General features: G+C 72.8%; 20 protein-coding genes and 1 tRNA gene. 13 read left to right on the plus strand and 8 right to left on the minus strand.

The features are described 5' to 3' along the window. Positions 1-2 precede the first annotated feature (2 nt). Positions 3-1292 carry a glycosyltransferase gene (locus JW592_RS05730; RefSeq protein WP_209263756.1) on the minus strand — a complete coding sequence of 430 codons (1290 nt, stop codon included), beginning with the start codon at positions 1290-1292 and terminating at the stop codon, positions 3-5. 185 nt (positions 1293-1477) lie between these two features. Here JW592_RS05730 and JW592_RS05735 point away from each other — a divergent pair, with 185 nt between their 5' ends. Further along, positions 1478-2686, plus strand: coding sequence for an RNA-guided endonuclease InsQ/TnpB family protein (locus JW592_RS05735; RefSeq protein WP_209263757.1), 1209 nt, complete (start codon positions 1478-1480; stop codon positions 2684-2686). Between the two features lie 13 nt (positions 2687-2699). Here the strand turns inward: JW592_RS05735 and JW592_RS05740 are convergent, their stop codons facing one another. Genes JW592_RS05740 through JW592_RS05765 form a run of 6 tightly spaced genes read right to left on the minus strand, consistent with a single transcriptional unit; the run spans position 2700 to position 9405 of the window. After that, complete coding sequence (locus JW592_RS05740) at positions 2700-3668, minus strand: glycosyltransferase (RefSeq protein WP_209263758.1); 969 nt, start codon at positions 3666-3668, stop codon at positions 2700-2702. Continuing rightward, positions 3665-4831, minus strand: coding sequence for a glycosyltransferase family 9 protein (locus JW592_RS05745; RefSeq protein WP_209263759.1), 1167 nt, complete (start codon positions 4829-4831; stop codon positions 3665-3667). The genes JW592_RS05740 and JW592_RS05745 overlap by 4 nt, the downstream gene beginning before the upstream one ends. Continuing rightward, positions 4828-5541 carry an HAD-IIIA family hydrolase gene (locus JW592_RS05750; protein ID WP_209263760.1) on the minus strand — a complete coding sequence of 238 codons (714 nt, stop codon included), beginning with the start codon at positions 5539-5541 and terminating at the stop codon, positions 4828-4830. The genes JW592_RS05745 and JW592_RS05750 overlap by 4 nt, the downstream gene beginning before the upstream one ends. Then, entirely contained in the window at positions 5538-6641 is a 1104-nt protein-coding gene (locus JW592_RS05755; RefSeq protein ID WP_209263761.1) for a glycosyltransferase family 2 protein, read from the minus strand. The genes JW592_RS05750 and JW592_RS05755 overlap by 4 nt, the downstream gene beginning before the upstream one ends. Continuing rightward, positions 6638-8359 carry a carbamoyltransferase family protein gene (locus JW592_RS05760; RefSeq protein ID WP_229375213.1) on the minus strand — a complete coding sequence of 574 codons (1722 nt, stop codon included), beginning with the start codon at positions 8357-8359 and terminating at the stop codon, positions 6638-6640. The genes JW592_RS05755 and JW592_RS05760 overlap by 4 nt, the downstream gene beginning before the upstream one ends. 59 nt (positions 8360-8418) lie before the next feature. Continuing rightward, positions 8419-9405 carry an NAD-dependent epimerase/dehydratase family protein gene (locus JW592_RS05765; protein WP_209263762.1) on the minus strand — a complete coding sequence of 329 codons (987 nt, stop codon included), beginning with the start codon at positions 9403-9405 and terminating at the stop codon, positions 8419-8421. Positions 9406-10115: 710 nt separating this feature from the next. Between JW592_RS05765 and JW592_RS05770 the strand changes: the two genes are divergently transcribed. The 11 genes from JW592_RS05770 (at position 10116) to JW592_RS32545 (ending at position 19657) form a co-directional block, all read left to right on the plus strand. Then, positions 10116-11582, plus strand: a complete 1467-nt coding sequence (locus JW592_RS05770; protein ID WP_229375214.1) for an MFS transporter — start codon at positions 10116-10118, stop codon at positions 11580-11582. Positions 11583-11902: 320 nt separating this feature from the next. Beyond that, positions 11903-12958 (plus strand): glycosyltransferase family 2 protein, encoded by a 1056-nt coding sequence (locus JW592_RS05775; protein ID WP_209263764.1) that lies wholly within the window; start codon positions 11903-11905, stop codon positions 12956-12958. Then, positions 12955-13923: a glycosyltransferase family 2 protein gene (locus JW592_RS05780; protein ID WP_209263765.1), complete on the plus strand. Its 969-nt coding sequence runs from the start codon at positions 12955-12957 to the stop codon at positions 13921-13923. Before JW592_RS05775 ends, JW592_RS05780 begins: the two co-directional genes overlap by 4 nt. A 106-nt stretch (positions 13924-14029) precedes the next feature. After that, the gene (locus tag JW592_RS05785; protein ID WP_209263766.1) at positions 14030-15205 is read left to right on the plus strand and encodes a threonine synthase; all 1176 of its coding nucleotides are present in this window, start codon (positions 14030-14032) and stop codon (positions 15203-15205) included. Next, positions 15202-15879 (plus strand): helix-turn-helix transcriptional regulator, encoded by a 678-nt coding sequence (locus JW592_RS05790; RefSeq protein ID WP_209263767.1) that lies wholly within the window; start codon positions 15202-15204, stop codon positions 15877-15879. Before JW592_RS05785 ends, JW592_RS05790 begins: the two co-directional genes overlap by 4 nt. Before the next feature lie 634 nt (positions 15880-16513). Continuing rightward, positions 16514-17428: a cupin domain-containing protein gene (locus tag JW592_RS05795; RefSeq protein ID WP_209263768.1), complete on the plus strand. Its 915-nt coding sequence runs from the start codon at positions 16514-16516 to the stop codon at positions 17426-17428. A gap of 31 nt (positions 17429-17459) precedes the next feature. Then, the gene (locus tag JW592_RS05800) at positions 17460-17801 is read left to right on the plus strand and encodes a hypothetical protein (RefSeq protein ID WP_209263769.1); all 342 of its coding nucleotides are present in this window, start codon (positions 17460-17462) and stop codon (positions 17799-17801) included. Between the two features lie 46 nt (positions 17802-17847). Further along, a complete protein-coding gene (locus JW592_RS05805) occupies positions 17848-18234 on the plus strand; it encodes a hypothetical protein (RefSeq protein ID WP_209263770.1) in 387 nt (128 codons plus the stop codon). Positions 18235-18610: 376 nt separating this feature from the next. Continuing rightward, entirely contained in the window at positions 18611-18886 is a 276-nt protein-coding gene (locus tag JW592_RS05810; RefSeq protein WP_209263774.1) for a hypothetical protein, read from the plus strand. Then, positions 18883-19176: a hypothetical protein gene (locus JW592_RS32540; protein WP_229375215.1), complete on the plus strand. Its 294-nt coding sequence runs from the start codon at positions 18883-18885 to the stop codon at positions 19174-19176. Before JW592_RS05810 ends, JW592_RS32540 begins: the two co-directional genes overlap by 4 nt. 79 nt (positions 19177-19255) lie before the next feature. After that, positions 19256-19657 (plus strand): hypothetical protein, encoded by a 402-nt coding sequence (locus JW592_RS32545; protein ID WP_229375216.1) that lies wholly within the window; start codon positions 19256-19258, stop codon positions 19655-19657. 144 nt (positions 19658-19801) lie between these two features. Here JW592_RS32545 and JW592_RS05820 read toward each other — a convergent pair. Continuing rightward, positions 19802-19874: transfer RNA gene (locus JW592_RS05820), tRNA-Arg, on the minus strand. A gap of 341 nt (positions 19875-20215) precedes the next feature. On the opposite strand from JW592_RS05820, the gene JW592_RS05825 reads away from it, so the two are divergent. Continuing rightward, entirely contained in the window at positions 20216-22384 is a 2169-nt protein-coding gene (locus JW592_RS05825; RefSeq protein WP_209263775.1) for a GTPase domain-containing protein, read from the plus strand. Positions 22385-22595: the final 211 nt, after the last annotated feature.

Here is a 22595-nt window from a genome sequence, read left to right on the forward strand (position 1 = left end):
CCTCAGTGGACGGCCGGTGTCACCGGCACGGCGGTCGGCTGTGCGGCGGCCCGCGCCGCCCGCGCTTCCAGTACGCGGCGGTAGACGTCCTCGGTCTGTGCCACCACGCGCGCCCAGCTGTAGCGGGAGAGCACCCGCCGCCGCCCGGCGGCGCCGTAGGCCCGGCCGCGAGCGGGCATCGCCAGCAGCGTCCGTACGGCGTCCGCCAGCGCCTCCGGGTCGCGGGGCGGCACCAGCAACCCGGTGGAGCGGTGGGAGACGGTGTCGCACTGGCCGCCGACGGCGGTGGCCACCACGGGTGTTCCGCAGCTCATCGCCTCCAGGGGGACGATGCCGAACGGCTCGTAGTCGGCGGGGCACAGCACGGCGTCCGCCGCGCGCATCAGCCGCGGCACCTCGTCGCGGCTCAGCCCGCCGGTCAGGTGCACCCGGTCGGCGACGCCGAGCTCGTGGGCGAGCCTGCGCAGCCGTGCCGCCTCCGGGTCGCATTCCAGCTCGGCGCCTGCCGGGCCGCCCGCGACGACCAGTTCGGCCTCGGGTATCCGGCTGAGCGCCTCGATGGACAGCGCGGCGCCCTTGCGGGGCACCAGCCGGCCGATGTGCGCCAGCAGCGGGCGGTGCCCGGGGCGTTGCCACCGCGGACCTGTCGGGGTGAACACCTCCGGGTCGACACCGCAGGGGACGACGGAGACGTGGTCGGCGGCCACCCGCATCGCGGCCAGCTCGGTGACCTCGTCCCGGCAGGTGGCGATGATCCGGTCGCAGGACGTGCCGATCGCCGTCTCGCAGGGGATGCGCTCGCCGGGGCTGGTGTCCGCTGCGCCCTGGTGCCGCTTCTTGACGGTGCCCAGCGCGTGGTACGTGTGCACGAACGGCAGCGCCCGGTCCTGCGCGGCCTGCAGGGTGGCCAGGCCCGACATCCAGAAGTGCGAGTGCACCAGGTCGGGCCGCTCAGCGGCCCACTGGGTCGACAGGAAGGTGCCGAACAGTCCCATGCAGGGCAGCAGTTCGTCCTTCGGTACCGGGCGCGCCGGGCCGGCCGGCACATGGTGGACGTCCACACCGTGCCGCAGCGGCAGCCGTTCGGGCAGCTCGGGGGAGTCGCGTCGGGTGTAGACGGTCACCCGGTGCCCCTGCTCGGCCAGCGTCGCGGCCAGCCGTGCCACATGTACGTTCTGGCCGCCCGCGTCGGCGCCGCCCAGCGCAGCCAGCGGACTGGCGTGCTCGGAGACGAGCGCGATGCGCAACTGCTCCTTCTTCCGGGCTGTACGGGCCGGCTGTTGGGCCGTCATCGGAGCTCTCCTTCGTGGATGCCCCCGCCTTCAGGCCGGGGTGGGGGTACCTCCCACTTGCGGGGGAAAAACGAAGCTCCTGCAGAGCAGGACAGGAAAGGTCGAATCGTCGTCAGGGCGATTCGGCGTCCACCGGCCACCGGCCGACACTCGCCACTCACAGGGGACCTGATAGCGTGTGAGGCATGACGCAGCAGGTCAAGCGGGCTTTCAAGTACCGCTTCTACCCCACGGACGAGCAGGCAGCTGAACTGTCGCGCACGTTCGGCTGCGTCCGCCTCGTGTACAACAAGGCTCTCGAAGAGCGCACCCGCGCTTGGTACGGGGAACAACGCCGCATCTCCTACGTGCAGTCGTCTGCGGCGCTGACGGAGTGGAAGAAGACCGAGGAGCTGGCTTTCCTCTCGGAAGTGTCCTCCGTCCCGCTCCAGCAGGCCCTCCGTCACCTTCAGACGGCGTTCGGGAACTTCTTTGCCAAGCGGGCCAAGTACCCCAGGTACAAGAGCCGGAAGAAGTCCCGCGCGTCGGCCGAGTACACCCGCAGCGCCTTCAAGTGGCGCGACGGGCACCTGACGCTCGCGAAGATGACCGAGCCGCTGGACATCCGCTGGTCGCGTCCTCTCCCGGAGGGCTCGGAGCCGACGACGGTGACCGTGTCCCGCGACAGCGCCGGGCGCTGGTTCGTCTCGATGCTGTGCGAGGACAGCATCACTCCCGCGCCCGCCACGGGCAAGGCGGTCGGTCTGGACGCCGGGATCACCTCCCTCGTGGCCCTGTCCACCGGAGAGAAGATCGCCAATCCCCGGCACGAGCGCCGTGACCGCACCCGCCTCGCCCGCGCGCAGCGGGAGCTGTCCCGCAAAGCCAAGGGCTCCAACAACCGGGCCAAGGCCCGGGTGAAGGCAGCCCGCGTACACGCCCGGATCGCCGACCGGCGCCGGGACTTCCTGCACAAGCTGTCGACTCGGCTCGTCCGTGAGAACCAAACGGTCGTGATCGAGGATCTCACCGTCCGCAACCTGCTGAACAACGGCCGCCTCGCACGCGCCATCTCGGACGCGGCCTGGGCGGACCTGCGCATGATGCTGGAGTACAAGTGCGCCTGGTACGGGCGCGAACTCGTTGTGATCGACCGCTGGTTCCCGTCCAGCAAGCTGTGCGGGAACTGCGGAACGGTCGCGGCGAAGATGCCGCTGAACGTCCGCGAGTGGACGTGCGTCTGCGGCGCCGTGCATGACCGCGACGTGAACGCGGCACACAACATCCTGGCCGCCGGGCTGGCGGCATCTGCCTGTGGAGATGGCGTAAGACCTCAACGGGAGTCCTCCCGGACGGGGCGGTCGTCGGTGAAGCAGGAAACCCAGCGGGCGACCGCTGGAATCCCCCACCTTTAGGCGGGGGAGGAAGTCAACAGCGGGTCACCTCCTCGAGAAGCTGCTCCCAGCGGTGCAGGAACGGCTTGAGCCCGTAGCGGCCCAGTGCGGCGCGCCGGGCGCGTTCCCCGTCCTCGGCGGCGGCCTGCGGCTCGTCGAGGTACCGGCGTGCCGCCTCGGCCAGCACCTCGGGGCGGGTGGAGAGCACTCCGGCGCCCTCCGGGACGGCCTCGACCGCCTCGGTGGTGGCAAGGGCGACCACCGGCATGCCCAGATGCATGGCCTCCAGCAGCGACAGGCCCAGCGACGTCCAGCGCACCGGGTGCAGGTAGAGGCGCCGCAGCGCCATCGCCGAGTGCAGCCCCTCCTGCGGCAGGTCCTGGTCGCGGCAGCGCTCCCGGGGCAGCCCCAGGTGCTCGGCGAGCCCCGCGGTGCGCATCCCGAAGACGTCCAGCGGCACCGCCTCGCTCAGCGTGGGCAGCAGATCCGTGCCGACGTACCGGCCGCGCCGTACCGGGTCGTTGACCACGACCGCGGCGCGCGGCAGCTCACCGGTCCACCGGTGTCCGGGGTCGACGATGCCGTGCTCGATGACGGTGGTGCGGGTGGAGCCGTTGTCCCAGAACAGCCGGTTGAAGTGGGTGACGTGCACCAGCGTGAGGTCCCGGCGGTCGGCGCAGGGATGGCGGGTGTTCGGCACGTCGCCGTCCGGCGCGTTGTGCTCCAGGTAGACGGCCGGGATGTCGCGGCCGGGCCGCCGGCCGCCCAGCCAGCGCGCCGCCAGCTCCTCCTCGTGCGGGCGCTGGAGGACGACCACGTCCACATCCGCGTCGGCCAGTTGCTGCGGGCTCAGCTCGCGCACCGAGTCCGGCCAGGCGAAAGTCCGGGCCCGGCCCAGCCCGTCGGGACCGCGGTCGGGCAGCACCGGCACCAGATAGGTGTGCGGCCCCTGCACGAACGCCGTCGTCCACGAGCCGTGCACGTGCCACAGCAGAATCCTCATGCACGGGCCTCCAGAGCCGTCCGGTCCTCGGGGGACGTGTGCGTTTCTCGCGCCGCCCCTCCGGGCCGCGCCGCCTCCGCCGCCCGCACTGTCCGCGAGGGGGCGGGCGGCAGCCGGTCGAGCGCCGAGAGGACCTCTGTGTCCTCGATCGCGTCCAGACAGGGGTGTCCCGGCACCGGGCAGCGCACGTCGCGGGTGCCGGCGCACGGCGCGCTCTGATCGCCCAGCAGCACATGCGGCACCCCGAACGGCGCCCACCGCTCCGCGGGTACGACGGGCGAGAACAGGCACACCACAGGGGTGCCGACGGCGGCTGCCAGATGGGAGGGCCCGGTGTTGCCGACGACGGCGGCGCGGGCGCCCGCAAGGACACCCGCCAGCTCGTGCAGCCCGGTGCGGCCGCCCAGATCGAGGGCGTGTTCCCCGGCGACGGCGGCCGTCAGCTCCTTCTCCGAGGCGCCGCCGGTGACCACCACCCGGTGCCCGGCCCCGGCGAGCGCCGCCACCGCGCGCGCCGCCCGCGCACGGCTCCAGGCGCGCGCCGGTGCCGAGGCCCCGGGGTGGACGACCACATACGGGTCGGTGCCGGTCAGCGGCCCGGTGTCGGGCGGCGGGTGGATCGCCAGGCCCCCCTGGTCGCCGTCGGGCAGCGCGAACCCGGCGGCGGCCGCCAGCTCCATGGCCGCCTCCGCCTCGTGCCGTCCGGCCGCCCGCCGGTGCCGCAGCTCCAGCAGCGAACCGGGGTAGTCCTCGCTGTCCGCCCCCACCCACGCCACCCCGGCCAGCTTCAGCAGCAGCGCCATCGGCAGCGGGCTCTGGTGGTAGGAGGTGAGCACCAGTGCGCGGTCGAAGCGGCGCCGCGCCAGGGCTTCGATGAGCGCGGCGGTCTCGGCGCGGTCCACGGCGGCCGGCTCCCGGCCCACCCAGGGCGCGTCGAAGGTGAGGACCTCGTCCACCCCGGGCAGCAGCCGCGCCGCGCCCTCGCCCAGCGGCCCCGCCAGTAGTGTCACGCGCCGTGAGCCGGCCACCGCCATCCGGACGGCGGGCCCGGCCAGCAGCACGTCACCGACGCTGTCGAGCCGTACGACGAGCGTGTGCGGGCCGCGCGGATCGTGCGGGCCGGTGCACGCGGGGGTGCGCGGGTGCGGGTTCGGGTCGGTCATGTCCGGCCTCCCGGCCGGGTGGGGGCACCGACCAACGCGCGGACGGCGGCCGCCAGGTGCGCGGCGGTGCGGGGTGCCGCGCGGGTCTCCGCCGCGCGGGTGGCGGGGTTGGGCACCAGGACGCCGGTGGCCCCGGCCCGGTGCGCGGCGCCCAGGTCTGCGGCGATGTCCCCGACCACGGCCGTCTCCGGCGGGCGCACCCCCAGCACCCGGCAGGCGGCCAGCACCAGGCCGGGCTGCGGCTTGCGGCACCCGCAGCCGTCCTGCGGCAGGTGCGGGCACACGGCGGTCACCGCGATCGGCCCCACCAGGGCCTCCATACGCGCGTGCAGGGCGTCGAGCTGTGCCAGTGCGAGGAGACCGCGCCCGACGTCGGGCTGGTTGCTCACCACACCCGCCGGCACCCCGGCGGCGCGCAGCGTCGCCAGCGCCTCCCGTGCGGAGGGCCGCGGCCGGATGCGCCCCGGGTCGGTGTTGTGCGGTACGTCCTCGACGAGGGTGCCGTCCCGGTCGAAGAGGACCGCACGGGGCCGCCCGCAGCCCGGCACCGCGGCACAAGGGGTCGCGCTGGTGTGCGGAATCCGCACCAGTGGCTCATGGGGCCCGTCCTGGTACCAGGTCGCGGTCGCCGACCGCAGCACCACCGCGGCCGGGCGCGCGCTGCGCGCCCCCGGCGAGGGCGCCGACTCCACGGATGCCTGGCTGTTCATGCCCGCACCTCCCGGCTGCCGGTGCTGTACGACTGCTGCGCGGTCCGCGCGCCGTGGGAGCCGGGTGCGCCGCGGGTGCGCGGGGCGCTCCGGATATCCGGCGCGCCCCTCTCGGGTACGGGCCGCAGCCGGCCGCGTGCCCAGTGGAAGGTGGCGGCGGGCGGGATCAGGGGGCTGGTCAGCAGCATGGTGAGGCTCTCGTCCAGGGTGCGCGGCCCCGGGCGCAGCCGGGCGCGGAGGAACTCGCCGGTTCCCAGCAGCCACAGCCCGCCCAGGACGGCCGCCGTACGACGGTGTCCGGCGGCCAGCCCGGCGAGTGCCGCGCCGGCGGCCGCTGTGACCGCCGCATGGCGCGGCAGCCGGCCGCGGTCGGCTGCGGCTCGCAGCCACCACCCTGGGCCGTGGAGACGGTTCATCAGCACGTCGTCGGCGTTGCCCCGTTGGGCGCGTACCGAGACCCAGCGGTCGGCCGGGCGTACCGGGTGCACCGTGTGGCGCTCGCCCTCCACCAGCCGCCACCCGGCGTCCAGGAGCCGCAGCGCCAGGTCGGCGTCCTCACGGAAGGCGCGGCGGAAGCGTTCGTCGAATCCGCCGACGGCCTCCAGCGCCGCCCGCCGGTAGGCCATGTCGGCGGTGATCCAGCGCGCTTCGGCCAGCCCCGCCGTGTTGCGCTCCCAGTCGGTGGGCGCCCGGTGCTCGGGCAGGGGCACGGTGATGCGGCCCTGGCTGCCCGCCGTGTCCTGTCCGGCGGCCGTCAGGTCGGCGACCAGCCGCTGTGTCCACCGTTCGCCCGGCAGCACGTCGTCGTCCAGGAAGGCGATCCACTCCTCCTCGACCGTCCGCCAGCCCACGTTCCGCGCGGCGGCGGGCCCGGCGGCCGCGCCCGGCACCACCTCGACGAGCGGGGCCAGTTCCTCGGGCACCTCCACCGGGAGCGGGCCGCACTCGCGGGCCGGACGGTCGTCCACCAGGACGATCCGGCTCGGCCGCGGCCGCCCCGCCTCGGCCAGCGCCCGCAGCGTCCCGGCCAGCGAGGGCCTGCCCAGGGTGGGGACGACGACGGCGAACCGCGGCGTGGAGCCGGGGTGCCGGGCGCTCATGTGGGCTCCCCTCGCACGGCGTCCAGCGCTTCGGGGCGCGGTGTCCTCCCGGGGCGTTTGATGGCGAACTCTTCCGGCTGCTGGAAGAAGCCGGCCCGCCGTACCACGTACGGGCCGATGGCGAGCAGGTCGACCGGGGAGGAGCCGAAGCACTCCAGCGCGTCGCGCGGATCGTCCACCATCGGCCGTCCCGCCGTGTTCAGGCTGGTGTTGACGACGACCGGCAGCCCGGTGCGCCGCTCGAACGCCGCAAGCATCCGGGCGACCAGCGGCTCGCGTTCGCGGTCGACGGTCTGGATGCGCGCCGTGCCGTCGGTGTGCACCACGGCGGGGATGCGCTCCAGCCAGGCGGCCCGCACGTCGTGGACGAAGAGCATGTAGGGGCTCGGCAGCGGTCCCTCGAAGATCTCCGGTGCGCGCTCCTGGAGGACCATCGGCGCCACCGGACGGAACTGCTCACGGCCCTTCACATCGTTGAGGCGCTCCAGGTTGGCGGCCCGTCCGGGGTGGGCCAGCAGCGAGCGGTGGCCCAGGGCGCGCGGCCCGTACTCCGAGCGCCCCTGGAACCAGGCGACGATCGCGTCGTCGGCGAGTGCCTGCGCCACCGTCTCGGCCACGTCGTCGGGCCGCTCGATGGGCACCCCGGCCGTGGTGAGCCACTCGCGCAACTCGGCGTCATCCCACTGCCGCCCCAGGTCGGCGCCGGGCATCGGCTCGGTCGCGTCCCCGCCCCGGGAGGCCAGCGCCAGCGCGCCGCCCAGTGCCGTACCGGCGTCCCCGGCAGCGGGCTGCACCCATACGCGGGAGAAGGGCCCCTCTGTGGCGAGACGGGAGTTGGCCACACAGTTGAGCGCCACGCCGCCCGCCATGGTGAGCAGCTCGTCGTGCGTTTGGCCGTGCAGCCACCGGACCATGTCCAGCAGCGTGTCCTCCAGGCACCGCTGGGCGCCGGCCGCCAGATCGGCGTGCTCCTGCGACCAGCCCCGGCCGGGCCGGGCCGCCGGTGCGAAGCTCTCCCAGGGCACGTCCTTGGCGACGAAGCCGCCGTCCCCGGTGGAGTGCACGTACCTGGCCAGCTCGGCGGCCATCCGCGGGCGCCCGTAGGAGGCCAGTGCCATCACCTTGTACTCGTCGCTGGAGCGCAGGAACCCCAGATGCTCGGTCAGCTCCTCGTAGACGAGGCCCAGCGAGTGCGGCAACTGCTGGCTGTGCAGCGGCTCGACGGCGGTGCCGCGGCGCCGGGCCGCCAGATGGGACGTCGACTCCCCGCGCCCGTCCACCACCAGCACCGAGGACCGCTCCGCCTGCGGCGCGGCGAACGCGCTGGAGGCCGCGTGTGCCATGTGGTGCGGGACGAACTGCACCTTCTCCCGCTCCAGCCCCGGCAACGCGTCACACAGGAAGGACGGCGCCTCGCGTGCGTAGGTCAGCCGCAGCGGGTCCCACGGGTCGTCCAGGCCCATGTCGACGGCGGGCTTGGCCAGGTCCGGGTCGAAGGAGTAGGCGACCGCGTCCAGGTCCTGGGGCCGCAGCCCGGCCTCGGCCAGGCACCACGCCGCGGACCTGTACGGGAGCTCCCAGGCGGCGAACGGCACCGGCCGCTTGCCGTGCTTACGGCGGGAGAACCGTTCCTCCTCCGCCGCTGCGACCGTGTGTCCGTCGATGACGAGCGCGGCTGCCGGGTCGTGGAAGAGGGCGTTGATACCGAGGACGCGCATGGTCTGCCTTTCGCCGGGGGGAGCCGGAGCGGGCCGGGGGGCGGGGGAGGGCCCGCGGGTCAGCCGCCGGTGCGCGGGTGGGCGCGGAACCAGCGGATCGTCCTCTCCAGTCCGTCGCGGGCCGTCACGCGGGGCTCCCACTGGAGCTTTCCGCGGGCCAGGGTGATGTCGGGGCAGCGCACGGCCGGGTCGTCGCTGGGCCGTTCGATGAAGCGCAGACCGGAGGGTGAGCCGGTCAGCTCGATGACCAGCTCCGCCAGTTCCTGCATGGTGATCTCGTCCGGGTTGCCGATGTTGACGGGCCCCAGCAGCTCGGAGCCGGCCATGGCCAGGACGCCGCGCACCGTGTCGTCGACGTAGGCCAGGGAGCGGGTCTGCCGCCCGTCGCCGGTCACGGTGAGCTCCTCACCGGCCAGCGCCTGCCGTACGAAGGTGGGGACGGCCCTCCCGTCGTAGCCGCGCATCCGGGGGCCGTAGGTGTTGAAGAGACGGACGATGCCCACGTTGCTGCCATGGGTGCGCGCCTCGGCCGCCGTCAGCGCCTCCCCGAACCGCTTGGCCTCGTCGTACACGCTGCGCGGCCCCACCGGGTTCACATGTCCCCAGTACCGCTCGCTCTGCGGGTGCTCCTGGGGGTCCCCGTACGCCTCCGAGGTCGAGGCGTGCACGAAGCGCGCCCCGTGCCTGCGGGCCAGCGCCAAGGCGTTCCGGGTGCCGGAACTCCCCGTCTCCAGCGTGTGCAGGGGCATGCGCAGATAGTCGGCGGGAGAGGCCGGGGAGGCGAAATTCAGCACGAGATCCGGCGGGACGGAAGAGGGGGAGTCCACCTCGAACGGGTGGTTGATATCGGCTTCCAGCAGCCTGAATCCCGGCTGTCCTGCCAGATGCTCCACATTTTCCCGGCGACCGGTGCAGAAGTCGTCCACACAGGTGACCTCAGATCCGCTTTCCAGCAGCGCAGTGCACAAATGTGAGCCGAGGAAGCCCGCGCCGCCGGTCACAACGGCATGCCGGAACTGCGGTATGGCAGCGGTGGGTGAATCCATGAACCCTCCTACGGTCACGGTCACCGTGCTCTTCGGGCACAGACGATCCCGGGGAAACGGGGGGCTTTCTCGGGGGGAGGGGAGCGGTTGTTCTGTCTCTTCTCCTGCGCCTTCTGCGCCCGGACTCCCGGCGCGGAATGAGCGGGCGGTTTCGACAACCGGCCTGTTCGCTCTCTCAGCGTGCGGCGCGCCGGTCGGAGCCGCAACCGAGGAGCTGCCGAGCGCTGCTGACCGTGGTCGGGCCCGACCGCCCACGGTCATTACACAAGCCGTCACCTGATGTCATTGACCGCTGTGCAGGGAGGTCAATTATTGACGCACCGTGACCGGCCGCCGGGCTCGGCTCCGTCCTGTGAGCAAGGCAACGCGGGCCTTTTCACCCCAGCTCAGCCCGGGTGGAAACGAGCTGTTCGGCGGGTGCGGACCGCACCGGCCGACGAGCCGGCGTAAGCGGTCTGTGAATATGGCTGAGGGCCACAGGCGCCGAGCCTTTCCGCCTGTTCCCCCCTTCTCGATCTCCGCTCTCCTGCCCCCGCCCCCTGCCTTCCTGCGCGGATTCCCCCATGCCTTTTCTTCACTCGACTGCCGCCCGCTGGGCCGAGCGTTTCCGACCCCGATCCGCGGCGCCCGCGGGCACGGCGGGCGCCGCGTCCTCCGGTCGCTCCGGCCGATCCGAGCGCAGCCCGTGGCGTTCCCTGCGCTACCCCAGCATGCGCTGGTGGTCGGCGGCCAACCTCGTCTCCAACGTCGGCACCTGGATGCAGCTGACGGTGCAGAACCTGCTGGTGCTCCAGCTCACCGGATCCGCCGCCACCACCGGTCTCTCGCTGGCCGTGCAGGCGGCCCCCGGCCTGCTGCTCAGCCTGGTCGGCGGCAGCCTCGTCGACTCCTGGCCGCGCAAGTTGACCGCCTCGGTCAGCCAGGCGCTGCTCGGCCTGGTCGCCTTCAGCACCGCCGCCTTCGTCGCCTTCGGCATGCTCACCGTGCCGCTGCTGATGGTGCTCGCGGCCGTCACGGGCTCCATCGCCACGGTGGACAACCCCGCCTGCTCGCTGCTCGGCAACGACCTGGTCAAGCGCAAGGACGTGCCGTCGGCCATCGCCCTGGGCTCGGTGGTGCACAGCGCCGGAAGGCTGCTGGGCACGGCCGCGGCCGGTGCCACCGTGGCCTGGTTCGGCATGGCGTCCGCCTATGTCGTCAACGGGCTGTCGTTCCTCGCGGTCGCCGGGGTGATCCCGTTCCTGAAGCTGGTGCCCAAGGAGGAGCGCGAGCCGCAGACGGCGCGGGAGCGTCCCGCTCCCGCCCGGGCCGCTGCCTCAGCTTCCGGCTCCGCCTCCGTCGGGAGCAAGCGCGCTCCCGGACGGGGCGGCAGCCGCGAGGGCCTGGCCTACTTCGTCCGCAACCCGCGTCTGGTGGCTCTTGCCTCCATCACCGGTATCTCCGCGATCTTCGGCCGTAACTACCAGCTGACCCTGGCCGTCCTGGTGACCGGCCCGCTGGCGGCCGGAGCCGGCTCGTTCTCCACCGTCTCCACCGTCCTGGCGGTCGGCGGCATGGTCGGCGCCGTGATCGCCGGCTGTCTGCGCAAGCCCTCCGTGCGGCATGTGGCGCTGCTGGCCGCCGCCGGCGCGCTGCTGCAGGCGGTGGCGGGCCTCTCCCCGTCGCTGGTCTTCCTGATCCTGCTGGTGGCGCCCATGGCCGTCGTGGAGTCGGTCTCCGACACCGCGGGCACCACCGTGCTGCAGACCGAGCCGCCGAGTCATCTGCGTGGCCGGGTGCTCGGCGTGTGGCGCAGCGCCAGCACCGGCTGGGGCCTGATCGGCCCGCCCCTGCTCGGCCTCCTGATGGAGACCGCGGGCGCCCGGGGCGGACTGATCGTGGGCGGCCTGGCCATCGTCGTGGTCACCGCCGCCGCGCAACTGGCGCAGCAGCGCCGGGTCCGACTGCCGCGGCTGCGGCCGGCGTACGGCACGGCGAACCGCGCGGCGTACGGCACGGCGACGGAGCCCGCGGGCGCTGTGGCCGCGCAGGCGGAGCCGGAGCCGGTCGGCGCCGTGGCCGCGCGGACCGAGCCTGCTGGTGGCCCTTCCCTGCAGAAGCTGCAGGTCGTGCCCGCCCCGCGTACGGTGCCGACTGCGGCGGTGGCCGCGCCCGAACCCGAACCCGCGACCGTCTGAGAGCCGGCGTCGGCTCCGCGTGCGGGCCCGGGCTCCGCCACGGCGGAGCCCGGGCCTCGCTGCGTGCCGGGGCCTGTGTTGCGGGCCACACGGGGGCCTTCCACCATGGAGTGGGCAAGTCGGGCAAAGGGGTACTCGGCCTCATACGGCACACCCGAGCCCGAGAGCTCGGGGGCCGGACCGTGAGCCGCGCGGCGGGGGCGCGGCGGGGCGGCGCATACGGGCGCGTACGGGCGCGTACGGGCGCGGACCAGCGCACAGGCCCACAGGCCCACAGGCGTGGCAGCAGACGAGCGCACAGGCGTGGAAGACGAGGCGCGATGGACCCGGCTCCGACCAGCAGCAGCGCACCGCGCAGCGCGTCCGATGCCGAGCCGGGCCTGTACGACAGGCTCGGCGTCGTCATCGCCACCCGTGACCGGCGGGACACCCTCGGCCGCACCCTCGACAAGCTGCTGGCCCTCCCGGAGCGGCCCCGCATCCTGGTGGCCGACAACGCCTCCACCGACGGGACGCCGGACATGGTGACGCGCTGCTTTCCGGCGGTGCAGTTGCTGCGGCTGCCCGTCAACCGCGGCGCGCTGGCCCGCAACGAAGGCGTCCGCGCCCTGCACACCCCCTACATCGCCTTCAGCGACGACGACTCCTGGTGGGAGCCGGGCGCGCTGCGCAAGGCGGCCGACCTCCTCGCGGCCCACCCCCGTACGGGCCTGCTGGCCGCGGGCATCACCGTCGGGCCCGAGGGCCGCCCCGACCCCCTCAACGCCGCACTGGCGACCTCCCCGCTGGGCGAGGGCGCCCCGCCGCGCAGCCGCAGGGTCCTCGGCTTCCTCGCCTGCGCCGCAGTGGCCCGCAGGCAGGCATACCTGGACGTCGGCGGCTACCACCCGCTGCTGTTCTTCGGCGCCGAGGAGACCCTGCTGGCCTACGACCTGACGGCAGCGGGCTGGGAGGTCGTCCACCACCCCGATGTCGTCGCCCGGCACGCCCCGGCGCACGCCCCCACGCAGTCGCCAGGGAACTCCCCGGCGCACACCCCGGCGTACTCCCCGGCCAGTGGCCCGGGCGGGACACCGGCCGACGCGCCCAGGCCGGGCCGCCAGGCGCTGATCCGCCGTAACGAACTGCTCATCGCCTGGCTGCGCCGGCCGCTGCCGGTGGCGCTGTCCCGGACGGCGGCCCTGTGCGTGGCCGCGCTGCGGGACGAGCAGGCCCGCAGCGCAGCGCGTGGCCTGCTGCCCCGCCTCCCTGCTGCGCTCCGCCTCCGCCGTCCGCTGCCGCGCGCGGTGGAGGAGGCCGCCCGCCGGGTGGAGGCGACAGGTATGGAGGAGGCCGTCCCCCAGGCGGAGGGAACAGCGGAGGGAACAGCGGCATGACGGAGGCGCACGAGCACCCCACCGAGGCCGCCACCCGCGACCAGGCCGACGGCAGCCGGGCCGGACATGGCCCCGACCCGCGGGTCACGGTCGTCGTCATCACCCGCGACCGCAAGGACGAACTGCTGCGCACCCTCGACCTGCTCGCGGATCTGCCCGAGCAGCCCCCGGTCATCGTCGTCGACAACGCCTCGACCGACGGCACCGCGGACGCCGTACGGGCCGCGCATCCGCAGGTGAAGCTGCTGCGCCCGGGCCGCAACACGGGCGCGGTGGGCCGCAATCTCGCCGTACGCCAGGTCACCACCCCGTATGTGGCCTTCTGCGACGACGACTCCTGGTGGGAGCCCGGCTCGCTGCGGGCCGCCGCTGACCGGCTGGACGCGCACCCGCGGCTGGCCGGCGTGGTCGCGCGGATCGTCGTCGAACCGCAAGGCACGGAGGACCCGGTGGTGGCGGAACTGCGCGACTCCCCGGTCGACGGGCCCGACTGGCTGCCCGGCCCAGCGCTTGGTTCGTTCCTGGCCGCCGCCACCTGTCTGCGGGTCTCCGCTTTCCGCGCGGCGGGCGGTTTCGAGCCGCGGCTGTGGCTCGGCGGCGAGGAGGAACTGCTCGCCACCGACCTGGCCGTCCAGGGCTGGTGGCTGGCCTTCGCCGAGGAACTGACCGTCCACCACGCGCCCTCCCGGGTACGGGACGCCACGGCCAGGCGGACCGACGGGCTGCGCAACACCCTCTGGTACACCTGGCTGCGCCGCCCGCTCCCGGCCGCGCTGCGCCGCACCTGGCACCTGGCCCGTACGGTGCCCCGCGACGCGGCCAGCGTCCGCGCCTTCACCAGAGCGGCCGCGGCCCTCCCCTGGGTCCTGGCCCACCGCCGCCCCGTCCCGCCCCCCGTCGAGGCGCGGCTGGCCACCCTGGAGAGGGCCCAACGAGGCTCGACGGCCCGTCAGTACGTGGGCTGATCGCGGCACCCGGTAGCTGTGGCGCGCGGAGGATGTGTCTGGTGAGAAGTAGACGATGCGTCTAAATTTGGTCTCTCCGTAAAGTGGCGAGCCGAGGAGAACCACCGTGGACGCTTCACCCCGCACCGAGCGGCGAGAGCTGTACGACCCGCGCTCGGCGCGCCGCTATCCGCTCGACCCGCTGCGCTGGCGCGGTGACGACGGAAGCCCGCTGCTCGTCACGCCGACGCAGCCCGCGCAGGTACCGGCCCCCGCCGACATCGAGACGGCCGACCGCTCGCTGTGGCGCTACCGCGCCGCACTTCCCCTTCCACCCGAGGCGCCCGCCATCAGCCTGGGGGAGGGGTGCACTCCCCTGCTGCGGCGGAGGTGGGCCGGGCTGGAGGTCGGTTTCAAACTGGAGTGGTTCAACCCCAGCGGAAGCTTCAAGGACCGGGGCAGCAGCGTGATGATCTCGGCGCTGGCGGCCCACGGCGTCGGCGCTGCCCTGGAGGACAGCTCGGGCAACGGCGGCTCGTCGGTGGCCGCGTACTGTGCCACCGCCGGTATCGACGCCACCATCCTGGTGCCCGAACACACCTCCCCGGCCAAGACGTTGCAGGCCACCGCTTACGGGGCCCGGGTCACGCCGGTGCCCGGCGACCGGGACGCGACAGCCGCCGAGGCGCTGCGCCGCGCGGAGCACACCGTCTACGCCAGCCACAACTGGCACCCGTACTTCCTGGAGGGCACCAAGACCCTGGCGTACGAGATCTGGGAGGACCTCGGGTTCCGGGCCCCGGACGCGGTGGTCACGGTGGCCGGAGCGGGCAGCACCGTACTCGGCTGCGACCTGGGCTTCGGCGAACTGCTGGCCGCGGGCCGGATCGGGGCACTGCCCCGCCTCCTGGTCGCCCAGCCCGCCAACTGCGCACCGCTGCACGCCGCGTTCCACGCCGGAGCCGAGGCGCCGGTGCCCGCACCGCCCGGCGGGTGGCAGCCGACGGCGGCCGAGGGCACCGCCATCAAGGAGCCGGTCCGGCTGCCCGAGGTACTGGCCGCCGTACGCCGCTCGGGCGGCACCATGGCCGCGATCCCGGAGGAGGACATCGCCTCCGCCGTCCGCCGCCTCGCGGCCACCGGCCTGTACGCGGAACCCACCAGCGCCACTGCGGCGGCGGCCGTCGAGGTCTTCGCGGCCCGCGGCGACCTGCCGCCGGGCGGAACCACGGTCGTGATCCTCACCGGCTCGGCCCTCAAGGCCCCCACCGCGACGGCCCGCATCCTGGAGGAGGCGCGGTGAGCGGCGCCGAGGACGCCGGGCGCGGTGCACCGCGCAGTGCCGCGCAGAGCGGATCCGAGGACGAGGTGCTGCTGCGGGAGGCGGAGAAGATCGTCACCGCGATCGGCCGGATGTTCCCCGGTCTGTGCGAGGCGGTACTGCACGACCTGCGCCACCCCGACCACGCGGTGCGCACCGTGGAGAACCACCTCTCGGGCCGCCGGACCGGCGATCCGGCGACCGAACTCGGCCTGGCCCGTATCGCGGACCCCGCCTACCCGGAGGTCCTCCAGAACTACCCCAACCGCTTCCCCGACGGCCGCCCCGCCAAAAGCACTTCGATCGGCATCAAGAACAGCGAGGGCACCTATGTCGCCGCCGTCTGCCTCAACCTGGACGTCTCCTTGCTGTCCACCCTCAACCACGGCCTCACCGAACTGCTGCGCACCCAGGAGCACCGACCGCCTGTCCACGAGACCCTGCACGCCCGCACGGTGGACGAACTCCGCACGGTCACCGAGTCCTTCGCCGCAGCCCGCGGCGCCACTCCCCGCGCCTTGGCCACCGCCGACCGGACCACCCTCGTCCGCACTCTGAAGGACCAGGGCTTCCTCGAACTCAAGGGCGCCGTCCGGACCCTCACCGGCCTCCTGGGCGTCTCCCGCGCCACCGTCTACAACGACCTCCGCCGCTGACCACCCACCCACGCCGCCTCACCCCGGGACAAGCCCCTCCCGGAGGAGGGGCGGTCGGCACCGTAGAGGGCAGCGGCGCCCCTGCCCCGTTCCGTTGAACACACAATCGGATGAGTTTAGGTCTCTTGGTGCCCATGGGGCCCGTCACTGCGACCAGGGTTGGATCCGACGGCAGGCGCAGGAAGGGGTGGGACATGTCACAGGGGCACGCTCAGCAGGCCAGCCGTTCGCGTCGGTCTCGCGTCCGGAGGAGATTGGGGGGCCTTGTCCGGCAGGTCATCCCTTGGCCTGAGAACCGGCCTGGTCCCTGCAAGGCGGCTACATCGATCCGAGTCACCGCCGTCGCCCTCTTCGACCACAGCGGCCACGCAGCTCATGCGCCTCGGGCACATCAGTGCTCGCCTGCCCATCGCCACCTGACCGTCAGAGCCGAAGACGCGGCAGGTCGATCCGGATCACCGACTGCCTGCCGAACCGTGTCACCGGTTCAGGGAATGCGGTCACATCCGTTGACCGGAAGGCGCCGTCACGTGCGCTGAGGGCAGTTCGTTCGATGGGAGTCGCGCACTGCCGCAACCGCGAAACGGTGCCTCCATGCACCATGCCCCCGCTCAAAAACACCCAGGGAGTTCTCATGAGCATGACCGACACCCAGCCGTCCGGCGGCACCCCGGAGTCCGGCGAGGTCAAACACCCCTTCCACATCACCAAGGAAGAGGAGCGCAAGCTGCGTCTCAAGGGCGCCGAAGCCGTACCGTCGCTGGTGATCGGGCAAGCCACCTCCTTCGACGAGTACGCCCGCCAGCTGATGATCCCGCCGGCCGTCATGGACCTGGCGCGCAAGGCCGAGGACCTGCGCCTGTCCGCGTGGGAAGTCGAAGCGATGCGCAAGCATCTCGCCCCCGCACAACCCGGTCGCAAGGTGGGGCTGCTGCGTCAGATCCTGCAGGAGAAGAAGGGGAACGACGACTCCCACCCGCCCTACATTCGCGTCGCCTGCACCGGGCGGGGCGACTACGACTACCTGGCAGCCGAGCACGGCCACCTTCACCCCGACGATCACCCCAAGGGTGACATCGGCTCCCCCGTCGTCCTGGAGATCTGGCCGGCCCAGCACTACTCGCCCATCCACTCCCACGGCCACACCACCGGCATCGTCTTCTGCCTCGCCGGCCAGCTCGACGTCATGGTCTACGACCGCCTCGAGTGGGACGCCACCAAACTCGGCCTGCTCACCCTCACCCCCGGCCAGTGCGCCTGGCTGTCCAAGGACACCTACGCCGTGCACCGGGTGTACTGCCCACTGGACGGCGGCGACGGCATCACCGGTCCTGGCTACATGAATTCCACCGCTGAATTCGGCGCCAGCTTCCACGTCTACCTCAACCCGGACGAGACGGCCGTCGAGCGCGAAGACGACGAAAGCTACTCCCGTGATCGCTTCAAGTACGTCCACGAGATCACGGGGAAGCACGGCTTCTTCGAAACCCACTCCGATCTCTCCTGGGGCATCCTCCGCCGCGTCCTGGCCAACACCCCGCTGACCTGAGCCTCGGGTCAGCCGCGGCCATGGTGCGGTGGTGAGGGAGTCGGCCGAGGAGGCCGAGGTGTTCGGGCCGCTGCCTTGGGAGCCGATCTGGCAGCGGCCCCGGACACCCAGGTCGAGAGCGCGGAAGAACCAGGAACCGGGCACGCAGCGCGTGCGGTCCCAAGCCGCCGTCCGACGCCACCCCGCCGCCCGGGAATTCCGTCGGCCCCGCCCCCAGGAACTGCTGCTGCGACACCGGGCGCGGTCCGTGGCCATGGTGTGCCCGCCGAGTCTGTCGCTGAAGTGGCAGCACGAGATGCGGGAGAAGTTCGGCCCCGACGTCGTCATCGTCAACAGCGAGCTGATGGCGAGGCATGACGGAGCCACGGACTGAACGCCACCCCGTTCAGGCTCTTCCTCCGTGTGATCGTGAGCATGGCGTGGCTGCCGCACCTGAACACGCGGATGGCGGATCTACCGCCCAAGTCCAGCGCGCGCTCTACGACGCCTTCCACCTGCAGATCCGCTACGACCACCGCGGTCGCGGCGCCGAGATCCGCGTCACCGTCGCCGCGCCGCTCCTCGGTGAGATCACCGGGATCGCCGAGCGCGCCGCAGCGCCGGCACCGGGCGTTGACCAGCCCTTCGGCGTGCGCCCCCGGCAGGACTCGAACCTGCGGCCAAGCGCTTGGAAGGCGTCAGGGGTTGAGCGGTGTGCTCACCTGCGTCTTCGCTGGTCGCTCGCGAACGAAAACCGTCAAAGCGCTTGCTGTCATTTCCGGGGCATCCATGGCCGGACACCGCCCGTCCTGCCTCGCCCGACGTGAGTACCTGTGCCGGTGGCACTCCACGGCGTGACGAGCTCGAGTGCATGGTGCCTGAGGTGCCCTGGCGGCACCCCGGCTTCTTCGTGATCGAGCTCGTTGATCGGTTTCATCCGGCTGCCCGATCGGCGCGACGCAGTACGTCCGGGGAATGTCCGTCCGGGCGCGGGGAGGCCGAGCTCGGTTCGTGCCGGAGTCGTGCGGTGGGGTGCGACGCCGAAGCGTGCGAAGCGCACTCCACTGGTTCGCCGACGCGCTTCCCGGCGAGCCTGTGGTGCTCTGCACCCCAGAAGGGTCGTCGGCCGGAGTCAGGACGATCCACAGCGGTGGTGCCGGAACAGACCTGAGGTATTTAGGTATTATGGCAGCGGAGGTGTGGATGATGACTGCGGCGAAGCCGGTGCGCCAGTCCCCGCTGAAGGTGGACCCGACGACGGACAAATTGATCAGCCAGGGCGCTCATTTCCTGGGGCTGGCGAAGAAGGACCTGGTGGCCGAGGCGGTCCGGGTGTATCTGGAGCAGCGCCGTGAGGATCTGCGGTCCGGGATGGTGGAGGCGCTCAGGGTGCTGGACGGGTCGCTGAAATCAGATGTGATGCTGCTGACCGGACTGACCGCGGAGGAGATCGACGCGGCCGGGGGAATCGAGGAATGAGCGGACCCGGCCCGCTGCGCCCGGCACGCCCGACACTGCGCTGTCTGCGCGAGGATCTGAGCCTCGCGGTGCCGCCGGTCACGGCGCCACTGGACGATATCGACCACCCGATCCTTGCCAAGGCGTCCGAGCAGTTCGCGGACGAGGACGGCAAGCACGAACGCATTCGGTCTGTGGACGATCAGGTGCTGTTCAAGGTCGGTGCAGCGGTGGCGCGGCGCAGTATGGCTGGACGCCGACCTGCCGTGGCTGCTCGCGGCGGGTCGGCGCGAGGACGGCTCGGGCGATGACTTCTATGCAGCCCTGGCGGCTGACGGCCGCGCCGCCCGGGCTCGCTACAACGCGGAACATTCCGACGGGCTGAGGACTGTGACGCATACCGCTCACCTCCTGCCCGCACGTGAGGATCACGTCCGGTACCGCGCCGAGGCCGGTGTCCGCTTCGTGCGCCGCCTGCGGGCGGCTCTGCTGGACCTGGCGCACGCCACACTGCGCGACGGCCGTGAGCACACAAGCGAGTTCGACACCTTCACCATCGGCCTCCAGGTGCGTGCGGACGACGGCCACGAGACCTACCTCGCCATCCGGATCACCGGCTCCGTACCGCCGAACCTGACTGTGCTGATCCTGCGCAACGTCCCCGGCTGCGAAGCTGAGGGCTGGTATCCGGAGTACGCCCTGCCCGAGCGGGACCTGCTCCCGGCCGAACAGGCCTGGTCCAACCTCATGGACCCACGTGCGGCTGCCCAGGTGCTGGGCGAGGAGCGGTAGCCAGGTATCTGCCAGCCCGAACTCAGCCCCGATACCGGGGAATGTATGCACGATGGTGCACAGTCAAGGCGCTTGCCCTCGGAGCGATGTGCGTCCGGACAGCGAAGGCCCGCTCACGTGTTCCCGCAGCGGAGAGGGTATGTGCGCCCCCGGCAGGACTCGAACCTGCGGCCAAGCGCTTAGAAGGCGCCTGCTCTATCCACTGAGCTACGGGGGCCGGCCTCCGTCGCGGGTGGGCGGGCTCGCCGCCCCCCGTGACCACGGCGGGGTCAAGGATAGGGGGCCGTGCGGCTCGTCCTGCGCGCTTCACGTCCGCGACGCTATGTGGAGGTTCCGTGAAGCGGTCCCGATAATCGCAGGCGGGTGCGATTCACGCAGCGGTTTTGGCGGCGTGGGAGACGGGTGTTGCGCAGTCGTTATGGGGGCGGCGGGGTGGCAGGTGGGTCATGCGGTGTGAATGGTGCGAAAGGGGTCATTCGATGGTGAAAGCGCCCATTTCCATCGTCCGCAACAGCGAATAGGCTTCAAAACTGCCGCAAAATTGGGCATTCTGCCCATGTGGCGATCTTGGACGTACGGCTCGAACTGCTCGATGCGCTCACCGCACTGCGGGAGCGCGTCGCTGCCGCGCGCTTCCCCCTCCCGTTGCCGGGCGCCGAGCGCGCCCGCCGCTCCCGGGACGAGCTGCTGGCCCAGCTCGACGACTACCTCGTCCCGCGCGTGCGCACCCCCGAGGCGCCGCTGCTCGCGGTGATCGGCGGCAGCACGGGCGCGGGCAAGTCGACGCTGGTGAACTCGCTCGTGGGGCGCAAGGTCAGCGAGGCCGGAGTGCTGCGGCCCACTACCCGCACCCCGGTGCTGGTCTGTCACCCGGACGACCGGGGCTGGTTCGTCGGGCAGCGGGTGCTTCCCCGGCTGGAACGGGTCTGGATGCCCCGGCAGGACGCGTCAACCGGCACGCCGGGCATGCTCGGGGCGCCGGGCATGCCCGGCTCGAACGGAGGGGCTCACGACACGCACGGCGTCGGTGGCTCCTACGGCGGCGGAGGAGCGCTCGGCGGCGGGGGAGGGCACGGCGCTCCCGGCCCGCACGGAAGCAGCGACGGCACGGCCGACGGCGCCGACCGGTTCGGTGGACGGTTCGGGGGCCGGTTCGGTGACGGGCGCGGCGACCGGACGGCGGCCGACCGGACCGGCGGCTGGGAGAACGACTGGAGCACCGAATGGGGCTCCGGCGAGGGCACCGTCCAGGGCGCCGGACGGGACACCGGCCGGGACACCCGCCGGGACAACACCCGCCGGGACGCCGACTGGGAGCCGGGCTGGGACGCCGGTCCCGACGCCGACTGGGAGAGCGCCGACCGGGACGAGCCCCGGCGTGTCCTGCGCCTGGAGACCGACAGCGGCCTCCCGAGGGGGCTCGCCCTGCTCGACGCGCCCGACATCGACTCCCTCGTCGCGCACAACCGCGACCTGGCAGCCGAGCTGGTCTGCGCGGCCGACATCTGGGTGCTCGTCACCACCGCGGCGCGCTACGGCGACGCCATCCCCTGGCATCTGCTGCGCACCGCCAGGGAGTACGACGTCACCCTCGCCACCGTTCTCGACCGGGTGCCGCACCAGCTGGCAGCCGAGGTCACCGCGCAGTACGGACTGCTGCTGGAACGCGAGGGCCTCGGACAGGTGCCCCGCTTCACCATCCCCGAGCTGCCCGAGTCCGCGGGCGGCTCCGGGCTGCTGCCCGTCTCCGCCGTCTGCGGACTCCGCGAGTGGCTGGAAGAGCGCGCCAGGGACGCCGACGCCCGCTATGCGGCCGCCAGCCGTACCGCCGACGGAACGCTGGCCTCGCTGCGCCCGCGGATCACCGCACTCGCGGGCTCCTGCGCCGCACAGCACGCGGCGGCACAGCGGCTCACCCGGTACATCGAGACCGCCTACGAGGCCGCCGGGAAACGGCTGCGTACCCGTATCGCCACCGGGGAGCTGCTGGCGGGCGACGCCGCCGAGCACTGGCGCAGCTTCCCCACCGACAGCTCGGGCGACGAACTGTTCGACGCCTTCGCCGACGGACTGACCGCCCTGCTGTCCGGCGCGGTCGCGGCGGCCGACGAACGGATCGCCGAACTGGGCCGCGGCGTACCCGGTGTGGAGGGCTGCGCCCAGCTCCTTCCCGGTGGCCAGAGCGAGCGCGACGAGGCAACGGGCCGGATCGGTGTGATGGTGCGCAGATGGCGCCGCTGCGTCGAGGAGCTGGCCGAGGAGGAGACCCAGGCCGCCGCCCGCGCCACCTGCTCGGAAGAGGACGTGGAACGCGCCGCCGGGCTGCTGGCCGCCTCCCTCCTCGGCGGCCTGCGGGCAGCCGGCGCCGACGACGCGCTCGAGGAACTGCTCGGCGAGGAGAGCGCCCAGGAGTTGCGCGAACAGTGCGCGGAACTACTGGAGGACTGTGTGCAGCGCGTGCTGCACGGCGAGCGCGACATCCGCCTCGGCCCCTTGCGGGCCCTCAATGCCGGGCCCGAACCACAGATGGAACTGATCGCCGCGTTCTCCGTACTGAACAAGCTCACCAGAACGCACGGGCTGCACGAGCCGCACCAGTTGCGCGATCTCCACCAGCCGCAGGAGCTGAACAGGACGGACGTGACCGCCCGTGAATTCCCGCCGACGCGCGCCCCGCTCGGCCAGGACGGCGCGCGCGGTCTGCAAAGCGCGCACATGGAGAGGTGACCGCAGTGACGTCCACCGATGCCACCAACCCGGCGGCGGGCGAGCCGCCCGAGCGGTTCGAGCGCTGGCGCGCCAACTGGCCCGACGTCTGGGTCGGTCCGCACAGCGAGCCCGTTGAAGGCCAGCTCGAACTCAGCCTGGACGGCGAGGACACCCCGCCCCGGCAGTCCCCCGAGCGGAACGAGACGGACACAGCTGCGGCCCGTCACCC

The sequence above is a fragment of the Streptomyces spirodelae genome (assembly GCF_017676385.1).
GTDB classification, from domain to species: domain Bacteria; phylum Actinomycetota; class Actinomycetes; order Streptomycetales; family Streptomycetaceae; genus Streptomyces; species Streptomyces spirodelae.

Bases quoted from the DNA above. Each gene is read 5' to 3' on its own strand.
- JW592_RS05730 (WP_209263756.1), bottom strand. From the start codon at position 1,292: ATGACGGCCCAACAGCCGGCCCGTACAGCCCGGAAGAAGGAGCAGTTG.
- JW592_RS05735 (WP_209263757.1), top strand. From the start codon at position 1,478: ATGACGCAGCAGGTCAAGCGGGCTTTCAAGTACCGCTTCTACCCCACG.
- JW592_RS05740 (WP_209263758.1), bottom strand. From the start codon at position 3,668: ATGAGGATTCTGCTGTGGCACGTGCACGGCTCGTGGACGACGGCGTTC.
- JW592_RS05745 (WP_209263759.1), bottom strand. From the start codon at position 4,831: ATGACCGACCCGAACCCGCACCCGCGCACCCCCGCGTGCACCGGCCCG.
- JW592_RS05750 (WP_209263760.1), bottom strand. From the start codon at position 5,541: ATGAACAGCCAGGCATCCGTGGAGTCGGCGCCCTCGCCGGGGGCGCGC.
- JW592_RS05755 (WP_209263761.1), bottom strand. From the start codon at position 6,641: ATGAGCGCCCGGCACCCCGGCTCCACGCCGCGGTTCGCCGTCGTCGTC.
- JW592_RS05760 (WP_229375213.1), bottom strand. From the start codon at position 8,359: ATGCGCGTCCTCGGTATCAACGCCCTCTTCCACGACCCGGCAGCCGCG.
- JW592_RS05765 (WP_209263762.1), bottom strand. From the start codon at position 9,405: ATGGATTCACCCACCGCTGCCATACCGCAGTTCCGGCATGCCGTTGTG.
- JW592_RS05770 (WP_229375214.1), top strand. From the start codon at position 10,116: ATGCGCTGGTGGTCGGCGGCCAACCTCGTCTCCAACGTCGGCACCTGG.
- JW592_RS05775 (WP_209263764.1), top strand. From the start codon at position 11,903: ATGGACCCGGCTCCGACCAGCAGCAGCGCACCGCGCAGCGCGTCCGAT.
- JW592_RS05780 (WP_209263765.1), top strand. From the start codon at position 12,955: ATGACGGAGGCGCACGAGCACCCCACCGAGGCCGCCACCCGCGACCAG.
- JW592_RS05795 (WP_209263768.1), top strand. From the start codon at position 16,514: ATGAGCATGACCGACACCCAGCCGTCCGGCGGCACCCCGGAGTCCGGC.
- JW592_RS05810 (WP_209263774.1), top strand. From the start codon at position 18,611: ATGATGACTGCGGCGAAGCCGGTGCGCCAGTCCCCGCTGAAGGTGGAC.
- JW592_RS32540 (WP_229375215.1), top strand. From the start codon at position 18,883: ATGAGCGGACCCGGCCCGCTGCGCCCGGCACGCCCGACACTGCGCTGT.